The 19,492-nt window shown below is 69.7% G+C and carries 27 protein-coding genes; 14 read left to right on the top strand and 13 right to left on the bottom strand.

Features of this window, described 5'->3' with window-relative positions:
- Positions 1 to 5: 5 nt before the first annotated feature.
- The 5 genes from SD460_RS06770 to SD460_RS06750 are packed head-to-tail and all read left to right on the top strand — an operon-like array spanning position 6 to position 2,360.
- Positions 6 to 248: a hypothetical protein gene (locus SD460_RS06770; protein ID WP_290055670.1), complete on the top strand. Its 243-nt coding sequence runs from the start codon at positions 6 to 8 to the stop codon at positions 246 to 248.
- The gene (locus tag SD460_RS06765; RefSeq protein ID WP_290055671.1) at positions 245 to 652 is read left to right on the top strand and encodes a hypothetical protein; all 408 of its coding nucleotides are present in this window, start codon (positions 245 to 247) and stop codon (positions 650 to 652) included. Before SD460_RS06770 ends, SD460_RS06765 begins: the two co-directional genes overlap by 4 nt.
- Positions 649 to 993 carry a hypothetical protein gene (locus SD460_RS06760; protein WP_318305997.1) on the top strand — a complete coding sequence of 115 codons (345 nt, stop codon included), beginning with the start codon at positions 649 to 651 and terminating at the stop codon, positions 991 to 993. Before SD460_RS06765 ends, SD460_RS06760 begins: the two co-directional genes overlap by 4 nt.
- Positions 994 to 995: 2 nt before the next feature.
- Complete coding sequence (locus tag SD460_RS06755) at positions 996 to 1,997, top strand: glycoside hydrolase family 25 protein (RefSeq protein ID WP_290055673.1); 1,002 nt, start codon at positions 996 to 998, stop codon at positions 1,995 to 1,997.
- A 21-nt stretch (positions 1,998 to 2,018) separates the two neighbouring features.
- Positions 2,019 to 2,360: a hypothetical protein gene (locus SD460_RS06750; RefSeq protein WP_290055674.1), complete on the top strand. Its 342-nt coding sequence runs from the start codon at positions 2,019 to 2,021 to the stop codon at positions 2,358 to 2,360.
- Between the two features lie 64 nt (positions 2,361 to 2,424).
- Here the strand turns inward: SD460_RS06750 and SD460_RS06745 are convergent, their stop codons facing one another.
- From SD460_RS06745 to SD460_RS06730, 4 genes are all read right to left on the bottom strand, one after another.
- Positions 2,425 to 2,670, bottom strand: a complete 246-nt coding sequence (locus SD460_RS06745) for a helix-turn-helix transcriptional regulator (RefSeq protein ID WP_290055675.1) — start codon at positions 2,668 to 2,670, stop codon at positions 2,425 to 2,427.
- 480 nt (positions 2,671 to 3,150) lie between these two features.
- On the bottom strand, positions 3,151 to 3,498 hold the full coding sequence (locus SD460_RS06740; protein ID WP_290055676.1) for a hypothetical protein: 348 nt from the start codon (positions 3,496 to 3,498) through the stop codon (positions 3,151 to 3,153).
- Complete coding sequence (locus SD460_RS06735; RefSeq protein WP_290055677.1) at positions 3,495 to 3,851, bottom strand: hypothetical protein; 357 nt, start codon at positions 3,849 to 3,851, stop codon at positions 3,495 to 3,497. The genes SD460_RS06740 and SD460_RS06735 overlap by 4 nt, the downstream gene beginning before the upstream one ends.
- 127 nt (positions 3,852 to 3,978) lie before the next feature.
- Positions 3,979 to 4,257, bottom strand: a complete 279-nt coding sequence (locus SD460_RS06730) for a hypothetical protein (RefSeq protein WP_290055678.1) — start codon at positions 4,255 to 4,257, stop codon at positions 3,979 to 3,981.
- A gap of 187 nt (positions 4,258 to 4,444) precedes the next feature.
- Here SD460_RS06730 and SD460_RS06725 point away from each other — a divergent pair, with 187 nt between their 5' ends.
- The 3 genes from SD460_RS06725 to SD460_RS06715 are packed head-to-tail and all read left to right on the top strand — an operon-like array spanning position 4,445 to position 6,113.
- Positions 4,445 to 4,768 (top strand): hypothetical protein, encoded by a 324-nt coding sequence (locus SD460_RS06725; protein WP_290055679.1) that lies wholly within the window; start codon positions 4,445 to 4,447, stop codon positions 4,766 to 4,768.
- Positions 4,768 to 5,292, top strand: coding sequence for a DUF6879 family protein (locus SD460_RS06720; protein ID WP_290055680.1), 525 nt, complete (start codon positions 4,768 to 4,770; stop codon positions 5,290 to 5,292). The genes SD460_RS06725 and SD460_RS06720 overlap by 1 nt, the downstream gene beginning before the upstream one ends.
- On the top strand, positions 5,289 to 6,113 hold the full coding sequence (locus tag SD460_RS06715) for a helix-turn-helix domain-containing protein (protein WP_290055681.1): 825 nt from the start codon (positions 5,289 to 5,291) through the stop codon (positions 6,111 to 6,113). The genes SD460_RS06720 and SD460_RS06715 overlap by 4 nt, the downstream gene beginning before the upstream one ends.
- On the opposite strand, the gene SD460_RS06710 is transcribed toward SD460_RS06715, so the two are convergent.
- Entirely contained in the window at positions 6,110 to 6,790 is a 681-nt protein-coding gene (locus tag SD460_RS06710) for a hypothetical protein (RefSeq protein ID WP_290055682.1), read from the bottom strand. The genes SD460_RS06715 and SD460_RS06710 overlap by 4 nt on opposite strands.
- Positions 6,791 to 7,060: 270 nt before the next feature.
- Between SD460_RS06710 and SD460_RS06705 the strand changes: the two genes are divergently transcribed.
- The 3 genes from SD460_RS06705 to SD460_RS06695 all read left to right on the top strand — a co-directional run bounded on the left by SD460_RS06705 (position 7,061) and on the right by SD460_RS06695 (position 9,745).
- Positions 7,061 to 8,251 carry an ATP-binding protein gene (locus SD460_RS06705; protein WP_086861369.1) on the top strand — a complete coding sequence of 397 codons (1,191 nt, stop codon included), beginning with the start codon at positions 7,061 to 7,063 and terminating at the stop codon, positions 8,249 to 8,251.
- Positions 8,252 to 8,488: 237 nt separating this feature from the next.
- The gene (locus SD460_RS06700; protein ID WP_163046719.1) at positions 8,489 to 8,638 is read left to right on the top strand and encodes a hypothetical protein; all 150 of its coding nucleotides are present in this window, start codon (positions 8,489 to 8,491) and stop codon (positions 8,636 to 8,638) included.
- Between the two features lie 192 nt (positions 8,639 to 8,830).
- The gene (locus tag SD460_RS06695) at positions 8,831 to 9,745 is read left to right on the top strand and encodes a bifunctional helix-turn-helix transcriptional regulator/GNAT family N-acetyltransferase (RefSeq protein ID WP_290055683.1); all 915 of its coding nucleotides are present in this window, start codon (positions 8,831 to 8,833) and stop codon (positions 9,743 to 9,745) included.
- Here SD460_RS06695 and SD460_RS06690 read toward each other — a convergent pair.
- The gene (locus tag SD460_RS06690) at positions 9,742 to 10,305 is read right to left on the bottom strand and encodes a peroxidase-related enzyme (protein ID WP_290055684.1); all 564 of its coding nucleotides are present in this window, start codon (positions 10,303 to 10,305) and stop codon (positions 9,742 to 9,744) included. The two genes, SD460_RS06695 and SD460_RS06690, sit on opposite strands and share 4 nt — an antisense overlap.
- A 212-nt stretch (positions 10,306 to 10,517) precedes the next feature.
- On the opposite strand from SD460_RS06690, the gene SD460_RS06685 reads away from it, so the two are divergent.
- Positions 10,518 to 11,111 carry a hypothetical protein gene (locus SD460_RS06685; RefSeq protein WP_290055685.1) on the top strand — a complete coding sequence of 198 codons (594 nt, stop codon included), beginning with the start codon at positions 10,518 to 10,520 and terminating at the stop codon, positions 11,109 to 11,111.
- Positions 11,112 to 11,116: 5 nt separating this feature from the next.
- Here the strand turns inward: SD460_RS06685 and mctP are convergent, their stop codons facing one another.
- Both mctP and SD460_RS06675 read right to left on the bottom strand, forming a co-directional pair.
- Complete coding sequence (gene mctP, locus SD460_RS06680; RefSeq protein ID WP_290055687.1) at positions 11,117 to 12,757, bottom strand: monocarboxylate uptake permease MctP; 1,641 nt, start codon at positions 12,755 to 12,757, stop codon at positions 11,117 to 11,119.
- A complete protein-coding gene (locus SD460_RS06675) occupies positions 12,754 to 13,035 on the bottom strand; it encodes a DUF3311 domain-containing protein (protein WP_290055688.1) in 282 nt (93 codons plus the stop codon). Before SD460_RS06675 ends, mctP begins: the two co-directional genes overlap by 4 nt.
- Positions 13,036 to 13,223: 188 nt before the next feature.
- Between SD460_RS06675 and SD460_RS06670 the strand changes: the two genes are divergently transcribed.
- Positions 13,224 to 14,843, top strand: coding sequence for an alpha/beta hydrolase (locus SD460_RS06670; RefSeq protein WP_290055689.1), 1,620 nt, complete (start codon positions 13,224 to 13,226; stop codon positions 14,841 to 14,843).
- 113 nt (positions 14,844 to 14,956) lie between these two features.
- Positions 14,957 to 15,229, top strand: coding sequence for a helix-turn-helix domain-containing protein (locus tag SD460_RS06665; RefSeq protein WP_290056758.1), 273 nt, complete (start codon positions 14,957 to 14,959; stop codon positions 15,227 to 15,229).
- Here the strand turns inward: SD460_RS06665 and SD460_RS06660 are convergent.
- The 5 genes from SD460_RS06660 to SD460_RS06640 are packed head-to-tail and all read right to left on the bottom strand — an operon-like array spanning position 15,226 to position 19,437.
- On the bottom strand, positions 15,226 to 15,804 hold the full coding sequence (locus tag SD460_RS06660; RefSeq protein ID WP_290056757.1) for an EndoU domain-containing protein: 579 nt from the start codon (positions 15,802 to 15,804) through the stop codon (positions 15,226 to 15,228). The genes SD460_RS06665 and SD460_RS06660 overlap by 4 nt on opposite strands.
- 31 nt (positions 15,805 to 15,835) lie before the next feature.
- Entirely contained in the window at positions 15,836 to 17,116 is a 1,281-nt protein-coding gene (locus SD460_RS06655; protein WP_318305996.1) for a hypothetical protein, read from the bottom strand.
- Positions 17,110 to 17,715, bottom strand: coding sequence for an ABC transporter ATP-binding protein (locus SD460_RS06650; RefSeq protein ID WP_290056754.1), 606 nt, complete (start codon positions 17,713 to 17,715; stop codon positions 17,110 to 17,112). The genes SD460_RS06655 and SD460_RS06650 overlap by 7 nt, the downstream gene beginning before the upstream one ends.
- Positions 17,712 to 18,587 (bottom strand): TIGR03621 family F420-dependent LLM class oxidoreductase, encoded by an 876-nt coding sequence (locus tag SD460_RS06645; protein ID WP_290056753.1) that lies wholly within the window; start codon positions 18,585 to 18,587, stop codon positions 17,712 to 17,714. Before SD460_RS06645 ends, SD460_RS06650 begins: the two co-directional genes overlap by 4 nt.
- A 13-nt stretch (positions 18,588 to 18,600) precedes the next feature.
- Entirely contained in the window at positions 18,601 to 19,437 is an 837-nt protein-coding gene (locus SD460_RS06640; protein ID WP_318305995.1) for a TIGR03621 family F420-dependent LLM class oxidoreductase, read from the bottom strand.
- Between the last annotated feature and the right edge of the window lie 55 nt (positions 19,438 to 19,492).

Raw genomic sequence — 19,492 nt, 5'->3', positions numbered from 1 at the left:
GAGCAATGCCGTGGATTGACGTAACCCCGAAGCCGCGTTTCCTCGAATGGAGCGGCGAAAACCTCGACGAGTGGCAAGAGCGTTGGCCCAACGCCGAAGTGGCGGACGGCAATAAGCTCGTGTACGGACCGGGCATTGTCGCCGAGGTCGGCGACGGAATGGTGGAAGGCGGCGGGCTCAGCGTCTGGCTGATCTCCGCCGCGGACCTCGCGGCCCAGTTCGTCATCCCTGCGGAGGGGACGACGTGATTGGCCCGGCGCAGCGGTCGCCGTTCGAGGTGCTGCTGACCTCCGCGTTCGGGCTCTACTGTGCGGTCGGGCTCGTCGCGTTCGACGCGGTCGCCACGACTACGATCCGCGAGTTCCCCGGACCGTGGGGGCGTGTGTTCTTCGGAGCCGCGCTCGCCGCGTGCGGGACTGTCCTCTTCGGAATCGGCCGTGCGCACACCGCGCTCGGCGTGCTCACTGAACGAGCGGGGCTCGTCGCTCTGTTCGGCGTGTGCGGCTGCTATTCGGTGTGGGCCTTCGGCAACACCGGGCGCCGCGCGCTCGCATTCGGCCTGCTGCTGCTCGCGCTCGCCGGCGCCTCGGCCTGGCGCACGTGGCAAATCGGCCGCGCGCTGCGGACGGCCAGGAAGGCGGCCGGCCAGTGAACGCGTGGGCCGTCGTCGGCGGGCTCGTGGTCGCGTTCGGAAGCCTGATCACCGCCGTGGTCCTGGCCGTGAAGGCGCGCCCTGAGGCACGCAAACTCAAGGTCGACGGCACAGCCGCCCTGCTGAACGCCACCACCGCGACGTCCGCCGAGCTGGCCGACCAGGTCGCCGAGCTGCAAGCCGAGACGCGTCGGATCTGGCGCGCACAAGCCGCACAAGAGCAGCGGATCACCGCTCACGTCCGTTGGGACCGGCAGGTGGTCGACACCTTGCGGTCGCTCGGCGGCGAGATCGACGACCCGCCCCCGCTGTTCCTCGAACCGACCCCGACCGGAGACTGATCATGGCCGACCCCGTCACGTTCGTCATCGACGTGTCCCACCACCAACCCCTGTCCCTCGACCTCGCGCAGACGCGTCGCGACGGGTGCGAAGCGTGCCTCATGAAGGCCGGCGAAGGCGGGTCGATGGTCGACCCACATTTCGCGTCGAACCTCGCCGAGGCGCGCAACGCCGGGCAGCTGGTCGGCGCTTACTGGTTCATCCGCGCGAACGCCACGCCCGGGCAGCACGTCGCACTCATGCGCGCCACCGTGCCCAAGGACGTGCCCATCATCCCCGACGTCGAGACCGCATCGGACGGCTCGAAACCCACCTTGCAGCACGCCACGAACGTGCTGAACGCCATCCGTGCCGAGGGCTGGCGCGTCCCGCTCGGCTACGTCCCGCTGTGGTACTGGCGCGACGTCTGGCGTTCACCGCAGCTCGACGGCTGGCCGGACCTGTGGTCGAGCCGGTACCCCGACAACGTCGTGGGCACGCTCGCCGCTGAGTGGGCCGACGTACCCGCGCACTTCTGGAACGGCTACGGCGGACGGAATGTCGGCCTGTTGCAGTTCACATCGTCTGCCCGGATCGCCGGGTATGCGCCCCTCGACGCCTCGGCGTACCGCGGCACGCGAAACCAACTGGCCGCGCTGCTCGGCCAGACAAGCGGCGCAGGAAGTTCCTTCGCCCTGACCAGTGAGGTGGAAATGCTCGAACGCGTCACCGTCCGGCCGCCCAACGACAAGCAGAACGTCGTCCGGGTCAACCTGTCCGGCACCGATCAGGCCGCGATCGTCGTTCGGCCGAAGATGACCGACAAGACCCCGCGCCCCCTGTGGGTTGCGCCGATCTACGCGTGGGGCCAGGACAACACCGGCGTCGGACACGACCCGGCCCAGACCCCGGGCTACGACCCGCGGTGCAAGGGACACCGCCGGTTCCCACTCCCCGGCGCGCTGTGGGCGGACGTCCTGTACTCGGCGAAGCCCGAAGACGATTTCGTTGTCGACTGTTTCTGACCGGAAGGGAAAAGATCCACAATGGACACCAAGCCGATCGGGGACCGTCTGGTCTCCTGGCTGCGCACTGTCGTGCCCGGCCTGTGGTCGTCGCTGATCGCCTATCTGGTCAGCCTCGGCCTGCCCGCCGGCGTCACCGACGCGCTCGACGGGCTCGGGCGGACGGTGCTCGTGCCGCTCGTCTTCGCCGGCGTGTACGCCCTGCTGCGGGCCGTCGAGGCGAAGCTGCCAGCATGGGCCACCCGGCTGCTGCTCGGCTCGGCGCAGACGCCGAGCTACGGCACCAGCACGGACGGAACGCCGGTGGTGACGAGCCTGGAGGAGCCGCCTGCCGGCCGGCCGGCGGTCGGCAGCGGCAGGTAGCGGAAAGCCCCACCTCCGCGTCGTGCGAGAGGTGGGGCTTTGCCGCGCCCAAGGCCCGGGACGCTTACGGCTTATCGAGTTCGCGCCGGCCAACGTCGGTCAACACGTAGTAGCGCTTCGAGCCGTCGAGGGATGGCCCATCCCATCCGTCAGTGACCCAGCCGCGTTCGAGCCACAGCGTTAGCAACGGATAGAGCCGGTTGCTGTGCATGTGCGCTGCTTCGCGTAGATCCTCGCCGTAGAAACGGGAGTCGGCATCCCCTGCGAGGAGCACCGCCGCCAGCCTGCGCACTTCTCGGGTCGACCGCATGACCTGATCCTAGCTCGCGTCATCCGGCGCGGGCGGTCCTGGCGGCCACCGGAACAGGGCCGACCGGTAGCTGCCGCCCGGTCGGGTCGGGCCGGTCGGCTGTCGCGGGGGGAAGCTTGCCGCCTCGGCAAAGGCTACGTTCCCTTCCTGCCCGCCGGTGAGGCAGCTCCGCGGGTCGCGACGTCGTCGTGGGCTTGGCCGCTTGGGCATGGATTTCTCCTATCGCCTCGGGTTCGGCGGCTGGACCGGCCGGGGTTGCGGACCGGGGTTATCGCGCGTTGGCGAGCTGGGCCTGTCCTTGCCCGGTCCTGGTCGCGTCGGTCCTGGCCCTGCGGGATTGCGCGGTGTCGGCATCGTCCGTCCCTTGGTTCGGTATTTGGGCACGTCGAACCGCCCCGCGCCCGACGAGCGCGAGGCGTTGTTCTGCTGGGAACCGGTCGACACGCCAGGCGCGGGGGAACCCGACGTGTCGACCGGCGGCTACTCGCCCCGAGCCACCCGCGCCGGCAGCTCGGGGCGCAGCTTCTGGCCCAGCCAACGGATGCGATCGAGGTGTCGGACTGAGTCGGTGATCTGCTCGAACGTCGGTAGCTTGTCTTCGTTGACGATCACCGTCATGTCCTTGCGGGGAATCGGAATCGTTCGCTCGACGATGCCGAGCCGTGTGCACTCGTCATGCACGGCGCCGAGGTAGCTATGCAGGTCGTAATAGCCGCCGAGCGCTTGGTGCGGGAGGACGATCCACAGGCCGACCGCAAGTTTCTGCGCGAGTTCGTCAACACTGCCGACGTGGTAGGGCTCCGCGGTCCCGATCGCTGCGTTGATCATGACGTGAGTTCCCTTCGTTGCGGAGGTCGCCGCAGCCCGCGGCTGGGTTGGTCGGGTACGTGGGTGAGCCCGGCCGGTGCCGGGTAGCCGGTCGGCTCGGCAACCCGCTCGGCGCACGCGCGTAGCCGTGCAGATTCAGCAGTGCGGTGGCTCGCGTGCAGCTCCGCGCACACGCCGCAGGTCGCCGGGACGACGTTCACCGGTTCCCAGCCGAATGCCGCCAGCGCTTCGACCCGGCACAACGTCACCAGCCGTTCGCCGTTGAGCGGCATGCGCGCGAGCCGCAGCCGGTGCGCTACGCCGTCGACAACCAATCGCACGGCGTCGAGGTCGACGTACACCAGCCCGCTCATGAGTCACCCCGCCGCGGTTCGGGTGCTTCGACATCGGCCGGCTGATCGTCGGCACGATCACGTCGCAAGCGTTCGAGGAGTTCCGGCGGGGTTTCCAGCGCGGGGGCGCCGGACATGCGTACTTCGGTCATCGGTTGTCCCCAGGGTGTTCGCGTCTTACCTGCCAGGACGCGGCAATGGCGGTGTGCATGGCACGCCAGAGCCGGTCGAGCAGACCGGAGGTGAGCTCGACCGACGGCGGCGTCAGGCCGCACGCGTCGCACGCCTCGCCGGTTCCTACGGCGAAGACGGCGACCGGGCGCCCGTTGTAGTTGGCCGTGACGCCGGTCGACACAGGGACGGGGCGCCCGAGCGAGTCGAGCGCGGTCAGCGTGTGTTCGATCGGCCATCCGCGTACTGCGGTCATAGGTCAACTGTCGACGCCGTTGGCGAGCAAAACAACAATATTGCGCAATGTTGCTAGGACTTCACGCGAACGGACGGTACTTTGGTCACTCAGTGCGACATTTTTGAGGCGGTTTCACCCATTCAGCCGCACAAGATTGCAGGATCTTGCGGGCAACATGAGGGCAAGCCGAAACGAGGAGGACAACATGTCGCAAGGTATGGCGTTTGTGGGCACCAGCAGCAACACCGGCGGTTGTCCGACGGTGTTCGTGACCGAGCGCGGCACGCTCGTGGTGCAGGGAACGACGGTCACCGACCCGGCCGCGCTCGCACTGCTGCGCGAGCGCGGTAACGGGCTGCCGGCGCACGAGTCCGCGGTGGAGATCCCCGCCGAGCTGCTGCCGTTCGTCGATGTCGAGGCGTTGCAGCGGCTCGCGTTCGCCGACACCGATCGTCCCGCGTTCGTGGTCGACCCGGCGTCGGCCGAGAACCTGCGCGCGGTCGCCGCGGCCGTCGAGCGGGACCGGTGATGTGGGTCGACGGCGGCGAGGGTTTCGCCGAGCTGCTGCGCGGGTTCGAGCGGTCCGCCTGGCGGTGGGAGTGCCAAGGGACGTACCCGGACCCGGCCGAGCGCGAGCCGATGCAGGCGTGGCGCGACGGCCGGCTTGACGCCGAGTTCATGACCGAGTGGCTTGCGCAGATCCGACGGCTACGCGCGGCCGGTCAAGTGTTCGAACGGGTCCGAATGCTCACCGAGCCGCTGACCGAGTACCTACGTTGGATGATCAGCCTTACGCCGCTGAACGTCGAGGCGGGCGAGGACATCCGGTGGATCGCCGAACGGGACGCGCGGCAGCTCGACGTCCCGGCGTATGACTTCTACCTGTTCGACGACCGCATCGTTGCGCGGCTCCACTTCGACGAGACCGGCGTTGCAGGCGTCGAGCTGAGCGACGAGCCCGGTACGGTCGCCGAGCACCGGCGGTGGCGGAATCAGCTTTGGCGAGCCGCAACGCCACATGACGAGAAGTTTGCCGCGACGAGGAGCCCGTGACCGAACTGACCCGCGCCGCCGAGTTCGGCGACACGCTCGCCCAGCTCCGCAGCGGCGCGAAGCTGACGGGCCGAGCGCTCGCCGCTCGACTCGGCTGGGACCCGTCCAAGGTCTCGCGGATCGAGACCGGGCAGAAGCGACCCACCGAAGACGAAGTGAAGGCGATCGCTGCCGCGCTCGGCCTGTCGTCCGAGAAGACGGCGGAACTGGTCGCCGAGCTGAAAGCGATCCGGCTTGACCAGGCGAGATGGAAGGCGCGTCTTCGGGCAGGCGGCCACGAGAGCACGCAGGTGTCGTTCGCTGCGGCCGAGCGATCGGCAGCGACCATCATCAACTTTGAGGTGGCCGTGGTGCCGGGACTCGTGCAGATCCCGGCTTACGCCCGCGCGGTGTTCGAGGCGTCCGCCAAGCTCAACGACTCGGGTATGGACATCGCCGCTGCGGTGGCTGCACGTATGAAGCGGCAGGACGTGCTCTATGACGAGTCGAAAGACATCTACGTGCTTACGCACGAGATGCCGCTGCGCTCGTCGGTGGCGCCGGCGGCCACCCTCACGGCCCAGCGCGATCGGCTGGTGTCGATCACCAGCATGCAGCACGTCAAGTTCGGCATCCTGCCGATGAACGTGCAGCTGCCGATCGTGCCGCTACATGGGTTCTGGCTGCTCGACGATCTCGTGATCGCCGAGACGGTGCACACCGAGGTCACGAGCCGCGCCGCCGAGGACGTACGGCCCTACCGCAAGATGTTCGACGAGTTGTGGCCGGTCGCCGTCAAGGGCGCCGAGGCGCGGGCCCTGCTGCTCGACATGGCCGCTTAGTAAGGCCACTCCCAGCCTGAGCCGTTGGTGAAGTTCCGGGAGAGCAGCAGGGCGCCGGCCTTGTCGTCGGCGAGGATCTCGACCTGACCGGCGTACTTCGAGTTCGGGGCGTACGTCATCGGCATGGGCTTGGTCGTGCCGACGCAGGTACCGATCGAGCCGGCATGCGTGGTGCCGTCTGCGCCGCGCGTTTGGAACGCGAGCGGGTTCAGCGTGGCGGCGATCTGCACTCCGGATGACGGGTCGGGAAGGTCGAGCGTCTGCGCGGTGATGTCGACGAGCAAGGTGTGCTTGTCGGCCGGCCGGCGCATGTAGGCACCACACTTCGGGTCGACCGTGATCTTGGTGATGGTGAACCGCACGATGGGGTCGGCGCCGTTGTTCGGCCCGAAGGACGCCTCTTCGCCGACGGCGAGCTTGCGGAAGCCGGACTCGGTGAGCTGGCCGGCCGGTTCGCTCGATTCGGCCGGCGCTGCGGATGCGCTGTCGCCCGCATTCGACGCGCCGGTGCCCGGCGGGACGCGGGGGACGACCGCAAGGAAGACAACGAACATAAGCACCAGGAACAGTGCGACGCCGCCGCCGAGAAACCACGGCCAGACCGGGCGCTTACGGCGCGGCGGCATCGGGGGCTGCGGGTACGGAGCGGGCGCGGGGGTGCCGTACGGGTTCGTCATCGTCGGATGCCTCTCACAAGATCGGGTGCCTAGCAAAACCGTCTTGATCAAGGTCCGTGTTACGGCCCGCCGGCGATCAGTTCCGTGGTCGAGGCCAGAATGCCCGTAGGGACGAGCAGGTCCCGCGTTCGTCCATACGGGTGCTAACGAAACATATCTGCAGACCTGTTCGTCTCTATGTACGGCCATCCGGTCGAACATCGGCGACACGCGCTAGCTGTCTATGGCGGAATATCGGGCTCGCGCTAGATACGTCGATAACTTGGCAGAGTGGACCCCATCCGCAACCCCTTCGCGCCGGGCGCCGGGCAACGGCCGCCCGAGCTGGCCGGGCGCGAGCGCGAGCTCAAGGCCTTCGAAGTGGTGCTGGAGCGGGTGGCGCGGGGGAGACCCGAACGCAGTCTCGTGCTCACCGGGCTGCGGGGCGTCGGCAAGACCGTGCTGCTCGGGGAGCTGCGCGCGATGGCCGTGCGGCACAAGTGGGGTGCCGGGAAGATCGAGGCGCGGCCGGACGCCGAGCTGCGGCGGCCGCTGTCGGCCGCGTTGCACCGGGCCATCCGGGACCTCGCCGTGCGGCACCGGGCGCCGGACCGGGTCGAAGAGGTGCTCGGGGTGCTCAAGGCGTTCGCCCTGCGGGCCAACAAGGCCGACGCGAAGCTGCGCGACCGCTGGCAGCCGGGCATCGACGTGCCCGCCGCGCAGGGGCGGGCTGACTCCGGGGACATCGAGATCGACCTCGTCGAGCTGTTCACCGACGTCGCCGAGCTGGCCGCGGACGTCGGGACCGGCGTCGCGCTGCTCATCGACGAGATCCAGGACCTGCAGCCCGACGACGTCTCGGCGTTGTGCGCGGCCTGCCACGAGCTTTCGCAGTCCGGGGCGCCGCTCGTGGTCGTCGGCGCCGGGCTGCCGCACGTGCCCGCTGTGCTCTCGGCGTCGAAGTCCTATTCCGAACGCCTCTTCCGGTATGCGCGGATCGACCGGCTCAGCCGCGAGGACGCCGACTTCGCCGTGATGGCGCCGATCGAGCGCGAGGACGCCGGCATCGAGCCCGAAGCGCTCGACGCGCTCTTCGACGCGTCCGGCGGCTACCCGTACTTCATCCAGGCCTACGGCAAGGCGGCCTGGGACGCGGCGCCGTCGGACCCGATCACGGTCAAGGACGTCCAGGTCGCGGCACCCGAGGCGGAGTCGGAGCTGGCGGTCGGCTTCTTCGGTTCGCGCTACGAGCGCGCGACGCCCGCCGAGCGCGAGTACCTGCAGGCGATGGCCGAGCTGACCCAGGGGCGCGACGAGCCCGCCGGCACCGCCGACGTCGCCGTGTTCCTCGGACGGAAGCCGTCTTCGCTGTCGCCGGCGCGCGACAGCCTGATGAAGAAAGGCCTGGTCTACTCCGCCGAGCGGGGCCAGATCGCCTTCACCGTGCCGCACTTCGGCCACTACCTGCTCGGCCGCGACTGACGGCTTATCCGCGTTTCTCAGGCTTTCTAGCTGTGGCGCTAGAGAGCCTTATAAGCCTGTAGTGGGTTGCTTCGCCGTGACCGCCGCCACCCTCGATCTTTCCGGCCCATACCCAGTTTCGCCGATGATTCATCGGCGAGTGCGCCACATCACCGGACATTCGTTGGATTCTTTGTGAAAAAAGGTGCATACTAGAGGCACAACCACCGAGACCCTCCGAAGGGGATGCAGAAACCGATGAACAACATCGCCGCCAAGCTCCGGGCACGTCGCGCCGAGACTCGCACTCGCCGGGCGCTGAACCGGGCGATCGACACCGCCGCCACCGCGACGGTCCGTCAGGAACTCATCGCGATCGCGCAGGCTCGCTCCGGCTACATGCGCTGATCTCTCACCCCGTGGCGGTCATCCATTCGAGTGACGTGCGCCACATAGTGCTCAACGTGTAACGACGTGCGAAGAGCCGTCGATACCCCTTACGACCCCGTGATGCTGGCGGACCCCCGACCTGGCAGCATCGCGGGGTTTCCCATTTTCCGGTAATCTTTGACTTCGTCAACGAACTTGTTGGGGTGGTCAATGAACGACCGGGTGGCCGCGGTCCGCGCCTTCAACCGGCTCTACACCGGGGTCATCGGCGTGCTCGACGAAGGTCCGGCAGACGCCGAGTACTCACTGCCGGAAGCCCGGGTGCTCTTCGAGCTCGCCCACCGGGACCCGATTCCGGTCACCGACCTGCGGAAACGTCTCGATCTCGACCCCGGCTACGCGAGCAGGCTGCTCGCCCGCCTCGAGTCGCGTGGCCTGATCGAACGCGAACGCTCCGCGGAAGACGCCCGCCGCCAGCTCGTGCGGCCGACCGCCGCGGGCCGGGACGCGTTCGCCGTGCTCAACCAGCGCTCGACCGAGCAGATCGGCGGCCTCCTCCGCCGGTTCGCCGACGAAGACCAGCAGCGCCTGCTGGCCGCGATGCGCACGATCGGCGACCTGGTCGGCGACCGCCGTCGCGACCCGGTGCTCGTCCTGCGTCCACCACGACCGGGCGACCTCGGTTGGGTGGTGGAACGTCACGGTGCGCTCTACGGCCGGGAGTACGGCTTCGACGACCGGTTCGAGGGACTCGTCGCCCGCATCGTCGCGGACTTCGTCGACCACCGCGCCGACCCGCGGCAGGCGTTCTGGATCGCCGAGCTCGACGGCGAGCGCGTCGGCGGCATCGCGTGCACGCGCGGGCCGGACGCGGACACCGCGAGGCTGCGGTTGCTGCTGCTCGAGCCGTCGGCCCGCGGCCACGGCGTCGGCAAGCGGCTGGTCACCGAGTGCGTGTCGTTCGCGAGGGCGCACGGCTACCGGGCGATGGAGCTGTCGACGGTCTCGATCTTGACGGCGGCGCGCTCGATCTACCGCGCGGCCGGGTTCGAACTCGTCCGCGAGGAGGATTTCGACGACTGGGGCCCGAAGCTGACCGACGAAACGTGGCGCCTGGAGTTCTAGCGGCCCATCGCGGAGAACTCGGGGTTCGGGCGCAGCGCGGTCAGGTGGGCGAGGCGGTTCGACATCGCGAACAACGCCGTGATCGCGCCGACGTCCCAGATCTCGTCGTCGGTCAAGCCCGCATCGCGCGCGGCTTCGAGGTCGCCGTCGCCGAACAACGCGGAGTCCTGGGCGAGCGCGAGGGCCAGGTCGACGATTGCGCGGCCGCGTTCGTCGAGTTCGACCTGCCAGGGGTTGCTCGACACGCGGTCGGCCAGCTCGGGGTCCTTCGCGCGGATGCGCAGGATGGCGCCGTGGGCGACGACGCAGTACGTGCAGTGGTTGGCGCCCGAGGTGGCGACGACGACCAGCTCGCGCTCGGCCTTGGTGAGTCCGCCGGGGCGTTCCATGAGGGCGTCGTGGTAGTCGAGGAACGCGCGCAGCTCGGCCGGGCGGTGGCCGAGGGCGCGGAAGATGTTGGGCACGAAACCCGACTTCTCCGCGATGACGCCGACGCGCTCGCGGAGGTCGTCGGGCAGGTCTTCGAGTTCCACCACCGGAAACCGGCTCACGTCGCTCATGGGCTTCACGCTAGCCGTGTCGGTTTCCGGGCGCCTCGTTCGTCCAGGGGCCGTTGCCAGCGGGGATCGCCGAGTTGGCCGCGCAGAGCGCCGAACTGGCCGGGCCGCGCGGTACTACCGGCGGCCGCTCGGCCTGCCGTGTTCCGGACCGCAACGGCGATTTCTCGAGCGGCGGCTGGCTGCGTGCGGCTGATCCCTGGTTGGCTGGTCCCGTGACGGACTACGTCGACGGGTACTGCGAACGCGTCGGGCCCGGGCTCTGGGGTGAGCCGCTCAACGGTCTCAGCAATCTCGCGTTCCTCGTTGCCGCTGTGCTCGTGTGGCGGCTGGCCAAGGGGGACCGGACCGGGCGGGTGCTTGCCGCGCTGATCGGGGTTGTCTTCGTTGCGAGCAGTGTCTTCCACCTGCTCGCGACGCGGTGGGCAGCCGTCGCGGACTCGGGAGCCATCCTCGTTTTCATGCTGGTGTACGCCGTCGTGTTCGCGCGGCGGTACTGGAGCCGGCGGTGGGGGTGGGTGGCCGCGCCGGGGTTCCTCGCGCTGACCGCCGGCATCGCGCTGCTGGGCGGTGGGCTTTACCTCTCCGCCCTCGTCGGCCTCGGCGTCTTCGCCGCGGTGCTCGCCTTCCAGCGCGACACCCGCTGGACCCACTTCGCCGTCGCGGGGGCGGTTTTCGCGCTCTCGCTGAGCCTGCGCACGCTCGACCGGGACGTCTGCGACTACGTCCCGGCCGGCACGCACTTCCTCTGGCACCTGCTCAACGGCGTGGTGCTCTACCTCGTTTCACGGGCGGCCATCCGTCCTTAGTGGACTCAGTGGACCCCGATGGGGCGCAGGTCCTTGTCGTTCTCGTCGGCGTGGTAGTCCTCGGCGTTGGTGTCGTCGGTGCCGTTGAACACCTTCATCCGCCGCGCGATCACCGTGACGATCGCCGCGACCACCAGGTTGGCGATCAACGCCACGAAGCCGACGTAGATCTGGACCTGGGAGCCCGAGAACGGGTGCCAGCCGAAGATCGACAGGTTGCCGAGCGGCAGCGCCGAGGCGGCGAAGTGTTGCTTGCCGCCGGGCACGGAGATGCCGTACAGCATGATCAGGCCCCAGCCGATGCCGACGACCCAGCCCGCGATCAGGCCCCAGCGGTGGAACCAGCGCGTGTACAGCGCGAGCGCCACGGCCGGGAGCGTCTGCAGGATCAGGACGCCGCCGATGAGCTGCAGGTCGATGGCGTACTGCGGGTCCAACAGGAGGATCGCCGCGACCGCACCGAGCTTGACCACCAGCGAAGCGAGCTTCGCCTGCTTCGCCTCTTCCTTGGGGGTGGCGTTCTTGCGGATGTATTCCTTGTAGATGTTGCGCGTCCACAGGTTCGCCGCGGCGATCGACATGATCGCGGCCGGCACCAAGGCACCGATGCCGATGGCGGCGAACGCGATCCCGGCGAACCACGACGAAAACTGGCCGTCGAACAAGAGCGGGACGACCGTGTTGGTGTCCGCCTTGCCGGTGGCCGCGTTCGTCAGCGGCTTGACACCCGCCGTGATCGCGACGTACCCGAGCAGCGCCAGCAGGCCCAGCACCAGCGAGTACGCCGGCAGGGCGACCATGTTCCTCTTGATGACGCTGCGGCCGCGCGAGGCCAGCACGCTGGTCAGCGAGTGCGGGTACAGGAACAGCGCGAGCGCCGAACCCAGCGCCAGCGTCGCGTACTGCAGCTGGTTGTTGGCGTTGAGCAGGATGCCGTCGGTCTTCGCCGGCGTCTTGTCGAACTTCGCCACCGCCGTGTCGAAGATGTGCGACCAGCCGCCCAGCTTCGAGGGCAGGTAGATGATCGCCACGAGGATGACGATGTAGATCAGGATGTCCTTGACGAACGCGATCAGCGCGGGCGCCCGCAGGCCGGACTGGTAGGTGTAGACCGCCAGGATGATGAAGGCGATCAGCAGCGGCAGGTGCCCGACGATGCCGGAGCCGTTGATGCCCATCGTCCGCAGCACGGCTTCGAGGCCGACCAGCTGCAACGCGATGTACGGCATGGTCGCGACGATGCCGGTGATGGCGATCAGCAGCGCGAGGATCGGCGAGCCGAAGCGGCCGCGCACGAAGTCGGCCGGGGTGACGTACCCGCGCACCCGCGACACCGACCACATCCGCAGCGCCGGGAGCAGCACGATCGGGTAGACGACGATCGTGTACGGCAGCGCGTACATGCCGAGCGCGCCGGCGCTGAACACCAGCGCGGGCACCGCGACGAAGGTGTACGCCGTGTAGAGATCGCCGCCGAGCAGGAACCACGTGATCCACGAGCCGAACTTGCGGCCGCCGAGGCCCCATTCGTCCAGGTGGTCCAGCCCGCCGCCGCGCTGCCAGCGCGCCGCCATGAAGCCGAGCACGGTGACCAGCAGGAACAGGATCGTGAAGATGATCAGTTCCGGCCACTGCAGGTTGCTCATCGAGCGTTCCCCTCGTCCAGGTCGTCGACGCTCAGCTTGTCCGGGGCGTCACCGGCCGGCCGCTCGCCCCGCGTCATCAGGTAGACGATCCAGGTGCTGAGGACGCCGACCGCGACGAAGAGGAACTGGAACCAGTAGAAGAACGGCATCCCGAACAGCCGCGGACCGTCCATGTTGAACAGTGGCGTGACCAGGACCAGCAGCGGGACGATCAGGAGCAGGTGCCAGGGGTTGAACCGCGACCCGCGCACCTTTCCGTCGTGCTTCACAGTCGACATCGACCTCACCTAACACTCCCGTAACCGACCGCCTGACCTTAGAACCTGGGTGACAGGGAGTCACGTCTGTCCGATATCGATTTGATCGCCACGCACCGCGTTGCCGACCAACGTCGGTTGCCCCGCCTTCACCCGGCCTATATCAATAGCCGGACTCCGCACGCGAAAACCCGATAAGGGGCAACCGTATGACACGACTCCGCTACGCGGTGGTGATCCCGGCGATCGCCGGCACCCTGCTGGCCGGGTTCACCCCTGCGTTCGCAGGCCAGGATGCCGCGGCCGCCAAGCAGCCGCTGAACTCCACGAACATCCCGCCGCAGTACGCGAACCAGAAGCTCGACTGGCACAAGTGCGCCGTTCCTTCGGAGCTGCCGACGGCCCCGCCCGCGGGCGCCGAGGACATGGAGTGCGCGACCTACAAGACCCCGCGCAACTGGTACCAGGCCAACGCCCAGATCGACCTGACCATCGCCGTCAGCCGCCTGAAGGCGACGAAGGACGCGACCGCCAGCGTCGTCACCAACCCCGGCGGCCCGGGCGCGCCCGGCCGGAACTTCCCGGCCCGCCTGCGCAACCAGCCGAAGCTGCGGGAGCACCAGGAGATCGTCGGGTTCGACCCGCGCGGTACCGGCAAGAGCACGAACATCACGTGCGGTGGCGCCATCGGCACCGGCTCGGACCTCGACCCGCGTGACCGCGACCGGCAGAACCTGAACCTCATCGTCGCGGCGACGAAGTACGCGGCGCTGTCCTGCCAGCAGAAGTCCGGCGAGCTGGGCCCGCTGATCAACACCGACCAGACGGTCAAGGACATCGACCTGCTGCGCGTGCTGCTCGGCCGCGACAAGATCAACTGGGTCGGCTACTCGGCGGGCACCTGGATGGGCGCGCACTACGCGCAGGCCTACCCGACGCGCACCGGCCGGTTCGTCCTCGACTCCGCGACGGAGTTCACCACGACCTGGCAGAAGTCGTTCGACTGGCAGCCGCTCGGCTTCGAGCGCCGCTTCCGCTCCGACTTCCTCCCATGGGTGGCGAAGTACGACAAGCTCTACCACTTCGGCACCACCGGTGAAGCGGCCCGCCAGACCTACGAGCAGGTCCGCTACGCACTGACCCAGGGCGCGGTCACCCTGCCCGACGGCTCGTCCGTGTCGGCCAACGGCCTGGACGCCTTCATCGCGTCGAGCATCTACTCGAAGCGCTCCTTCCCGGGCCTGGCCGACTACCTGGTCAGCGTCCGCACGCTGACCCAGGGCACCGCTTCGGCGCAGGCCAAGACGTCGGCCGCGCAGAAGGTCAAGGCCGCCGACAAGAGCACCGAGACCTCCGGCGCCCAGCCGCTGATGGTCCCGACCGACGGCGACGCCTACGACGCCAGCTTCTGGACCATCCCCTGCAACGAGGGTCCGTGGACCGGCACGGTCAACAGCGCCATCAAGGACTCGCAGCGGCTGATCGACAAGCAGCTGCCGCTCCTGGGCGCCGGCTGGTTCATCCAGCCGTGCCTGTTCTGGAAGAAGCAGCCGGCGCCGCTCCCGGTGCTGGACGGCAAGGGTGTCCCGCCGGTGCTGATCGTCGAGTCGGAGCACGACCCGGCGACGCCGATCGAAGGCGCGCGGCGCGCGCACAAGGCGTTCGCGGGTTCGCGGATGCTGACGATCACCGGCGAAGGTGACCACGGCATCTACGCCGGCGGCAACGCGGGTGTGGACAAGGTCGTGGAGGCCTACCTGGTCGACGGCGTCGTGCCGAACGACCAGAGCCTGCCCGGCGTGGCACTTCCGGTGCCTCCGGGGGCCTGACGCCACAAGGTGTAGTGGGAGCCCCGCCGAACGGACGTTCGGCGGGGCTTTTCCACACCTGTGCACAGAGTTGTCCACCACCTGTGGACAACTCTGGTATTAGTATTGGCTCCATGGTCCGAGTACCGCTGACAGACGACGAGCGCGAACGGGGCGAACGCCTCGGCCAGGCGCTGCGGACGGCGCGGGCCGGCCGGAGCATGGTCGACGTCGCCGCCGAGGCCGGGATTTCCGTCGAGACGCTCCGGAAGATCGAAACCGGGCGGATCCCGACGCCGGCGTTCTTCACGGTCACGGCCATCGCCGACGCCGTGGGCCTGCCGCTCGACGAGCTGCGCGCGGCCGTCGAGCCCGCCGGGTCGCCGACGCTCAGCCAGGCGAGTTAGACCGAGCGCAGCTGGTTCAGGATGTGCTCGCGGTCGTTGAGGAACGCGCAGCCCGCCACCGGCAGGTCGTAGCTGTTGAGCAGCTTCTCGAAGTCGGAGAACTCGTCCGCCGAGAAGCCGAAGCCCAGCTTGACCGCGTGCGCGGCCAGCACGTCCGCCAGTTCCTCCCACTCGCCGGACCACAGCAGCGTCCGGTAGTGCGTGTAGTCCTCCGGGGACAGCCGGTCGGCGAGGCTGGTCAGGATGCTGTCGGCGAAGAAGCTGATGCGGTTGCCCTTGAGGTCGGCCACCGTCGGGTTCGCCGGGTCGCGGGCGGCGTCCGGGTTGCGGAGCACGCCGGGGCCCGCCACCGGGTACGCGGTGTGCACGTGGCCGTCTTCCTCGACCAGCACGATCAGGTGCACGTTGAACCGCTCACCGGCACAGCGCCAGCGGCCGTTCTGCTGCCGTCGCCGGGCCTCGCTGGGGTCGTTCGCGACGTCCTTGACGACCGAGATGATGTGCTCGTCGGTCCAGCCGGCCGGGAACTCGCTGGTCGCCCTCCGCCCGACGCCCGGTGCGTGTCCGCCACCCACTGGTTGCTCCCTTCGTCGGAGCGAGCGTAGGTCAAACGGCGGCGGCGAGCAGCACGATCCCGATGAGCTGGACGTCGAGACCGCGGAAGAGCTGGCGCACGAGGTTGGCGGGCATCGGGCCCATCGGGGTGTCGACGAACGCCGGATTCCCGTAGTCGACGGCGGTCCGGGTGACCGTGCGCAGGATCGAGAGCACCGACAGCGGAACGGCGAGCCAGGCGCCCGCGCCGAACGACGTCCCACCCGCGAGGGTGACCACGGCGAGCAGCCCCGCCCAGCAGGCACCGACGCCCGCCAGGGCCAGGCCGTGGGTCAGCACCAGCTCGCGGTGGCCCGTCCCCAGCCACCGGCGGCGGCCCGGGTTGCGCCAGAGCTCGCCGAGCCCGCCCGCGAACGGCGTCAGCGCGACGTACGCGCCGATGCCGACGAGGACGGCGCCCGGCACCGTCGGCAGGGCGATGTGGGCGACGACGACCGCGAAGCCGACCAGGGCCGCCGCGCCCGCGTACCGGGAGCGGCCGAGCGTGCCCGCCACGGCCAGCCGGAGCGCGGTCGGGTGACGCAGTGAGAAGCGCCCGATCGGGGTGGCCGGCGGGAGCAGCATCATCGGGTCGAGGAAGGTGACGGCGACCGAGCGCAGCACCCGGCCGTCCCACCCCGCGAGCAGCGTCGCCCGGCCCGCGCGGTGCACCGGCTCGCCGCCGAACGCCAGCGGCAGCGCCGCCACCAGCACGCCCGCGGCGACGAACTGCACGGTCACCGGGCCGAGGCCGAGCGCGGCGATGACCAGGCCGGCGACGGCGAGGGCGAGCGGGCCCGCCGCGTCCAGCCGCAACGACGTCCGCCGGGCGGAGGCGAACGCGACGACGGCGGTCGCGACGACCACCGCGACGGCCGCGCGCCACTGGTCGAGCCCGGCCCCGCCGACGGCGAGCAGCAGCGCGGCCAGGTAGCCGGTGACCGCCAGGACGCCGGTCCAGGCGCCGAGCAGCCGCAGCGTGACGACGCGGCCGCGGTCCACCGGGGCGAAGTCGAGCCAGGTCAGCTCGGCCGGCTCGACCCAGGCGAACCCGCGGCGCAGCAGGCCGCGCCAGCCGACCGCGCAGCAGAGCGTGAGCAGGCCGAGCACGGCCGGGAAGTCCACGTGGGACGAGCCGTAGAGCGCCGGGCGCCAGCCGTCGACGTGGAAGAACGCGGTGAACAGGAACCCGAAGCCGAACAGGAAGACGAACGACGCGGTGTCGCCGCTGAAGATCCCGCCGAACCGCTTGCGGCCCGGGATCCGCATCCGGCGGGGAGCCAGGGTCACCACAGTTCGAGGACGCTGTCCGCGGCTTCGAGCAGCGGCGGGTGGTGCGTGGCCACCACGACCGCCGCGCCGGCCGCCGTCGAGCGGGCGATCACCTCGACCAGCCAGTCCTTGCCCGCCGCGTCCAGCGCGCGTTCCGGTTCGTCGAGCAGCAGCACTCGGTGCGGCCGTGCGGTGACGCCGAGCAGCAGCAGACGTCGACGCTGGCCCGCGGAGAAGTGCCCGGCCGTGACACGCATGCGCTCGCCGAGACCCGCGTCGCGCAGCAGCTCCTCGTGGTCGCCGAGGTCGGCGCCGAACGAGCCGGCCAGGAGCTCGAGGTGCTGCAACGGCGTCAGCTCCGCGAAGAAGTCGGACTCGTCGAACAGCACCGACACCTTGCGGCGGAACTCGACGTCCCGCTCGTCCGGCACCTTGCGGTCGATCAGAACACGACCTCGCTGCGGCCTCTGCATCCCGTAGAGACACCGCATCAAGGTCGACTTGCCGACTCCGTTCGGCCCGACGATCGCCGCGCACTCGCCGGGCTCGACGGAGAAGTCCAGGTCGTCGAACAGCCAGTGTTCGCCGGCCCGGACGCCGATCGCCGTCGCGTCGATCATCGGAGCGCTTCGAGCACCGGGGCGAACTGGTCCATGTTCTGTTCCAGGATCGTGTAGTAGGTCAGCCCGAACCGCTCGCGGTGGGCGTGGAGCTGCTCGGCGACCTCGGCGGGCGAGCCGATCAGCGCGGTCGGCAGCACGGCGAGCTGCTCGACGCTCAGGACGCCCTGCACCTGCTTCTCGAGCTCGGCCAGCGCGCCCGCGCGGTCGCCGGTGATGTGCACGAAGTGGCACAGCAGGTTGAACTCGGCCGCCCGGCCGCCGAGCTTGGACCGGACGAACCCGACGCGTTCCTCGATTTCTTCGGCGCTCGCCGGCCGCAAGGCGGCGCCGTCCGGCGTCTTCGCGGCGCCGGTGAAGCCGATGACGTCGGCGTGCTCGGCCGCGAGGGTCAGCAGCCGGTCGCCGCGGCCGGCGAGCAGCAGCGGCGGTCCGGCGGGACGCACGGGCGCGGGCTTGTGCTCCGGGTCGGCGTAGGCCCGCTTGAGTTCGAGGATCGCGCGTTCGAGGTGGTCGACGCGCTCGCGGGCGGACGGGAACGGCATCCCGGCGGCCTCGAACTCCTCCTTCACGTACCCCGCGCCGAGGCCGAGCTCCAGCCGTCCGCCGGTGAACTGGTCGGTGCCCGTGACGTCCCGGGCGAGCAGCACCGGGTTGTAGAACGGCGTGTTCAGCACGAAGGTGTTCAGCTTGACCCGCTCGGTGACCTCGGCGGCGAGCACGAGCGCCGGGAACGGCGGCGCCATCCCGAGGTGGTCGGCCGCGCCGATGACGTCGAAGCCGAGGTCCTCGGCCTTCCGGCACTTTTCGACCCAGCCCGCCCGGTCGTCGGGCACGTGCATGTTGACGCCGAAGCGGAAGTCCCCAGTCATACCGACAACGTACTCAGCGGAGCTTTTCGATCACCGGGGCGAGCCGGGTCAGGTCCTCTTCGACCACCGTGAAGTAGCTGACACCGAGGGTCTCCCGCGTGCGAAGCAGCTGCTCGGCCGCCGCTTCGGCCGAGCCGATGACGACGGTGGGCAGCTCGCCGAGCTCGTCGGCGCCGAGGTGCGGCACGAGCCGGTGGGCCACTTCGAGCGCCGCCCGCCGGTCGCCGGTGATCCGGATGAAGTGGACCAGCAGGTTGAGCTCGGCGTCGCGCCCGCCGAGCGCCCGCTTCACGAAGTCCACGCGCTCGGCGAGCGCGGCGGGGCCGGCCAGGGCCAGCCGTCCCTCGGCCGCGCCGGGCGCGGTGCCGGTGAAGGCGATCGTGTCGGCGTGCTCGGCCGCGAACGTCAGCATGCGGTCGCCGCGGCCGCCGAGCAGCAGCGGCGGCCGGGGCTCGTGCGCGCGCTCGAGTTCGGTGACCGCGCGGACGACCCGGTCGAACCGCTGCCCGGGCGTGCCCCACTCGATCCCGGCGGCCTCGAACTCGGCGCGGACGTATCCGGCGCCGATCCCGACCTCGAGGCGGCCGCCGGTGAACTGGTCGAGCCCGGCGAGGTCACGGGCGAGCAGCACCGGGTTGTGGAAGCTCGCGTTGAGCACGTAGGTGTTGAGCCGGACCCGTTCGGTGGCTTCCGCGGCGAGCAGGAGCGCGGGTACCGGCGCGACCCGCCCGAGGTGGTCGACCACGCCGACGACGTCGTAGCCGAGGTCCTCGGCTTTCCGGCACTTGTCCATCCACTCGGCCCGGGACCCGGGCGCCACCAAAGCCACGCCGAAGCGGAACGGTCTCATGGCCGTGAATTTACGCGGAGAAGGGGACGTCCCGCGGGACGTCCCCTTCTCCTTG

It is taken from the genome of Amycolatopsis solani, assembly GCF_033441515.1.
Taxonomy (GTDB): domain Bacteria; phylum Actinomycetota; class Actinomycetes; order Mycobacteriales; family Pseudonocardiaceae; genus Amycolatopsis; species Amycolatopsis solani.
The sequence above is the reverse complement of the archived record's forward strand: the minus strand, read 5'-3'. Positions and strand labels throughout refer to the sequence as shown.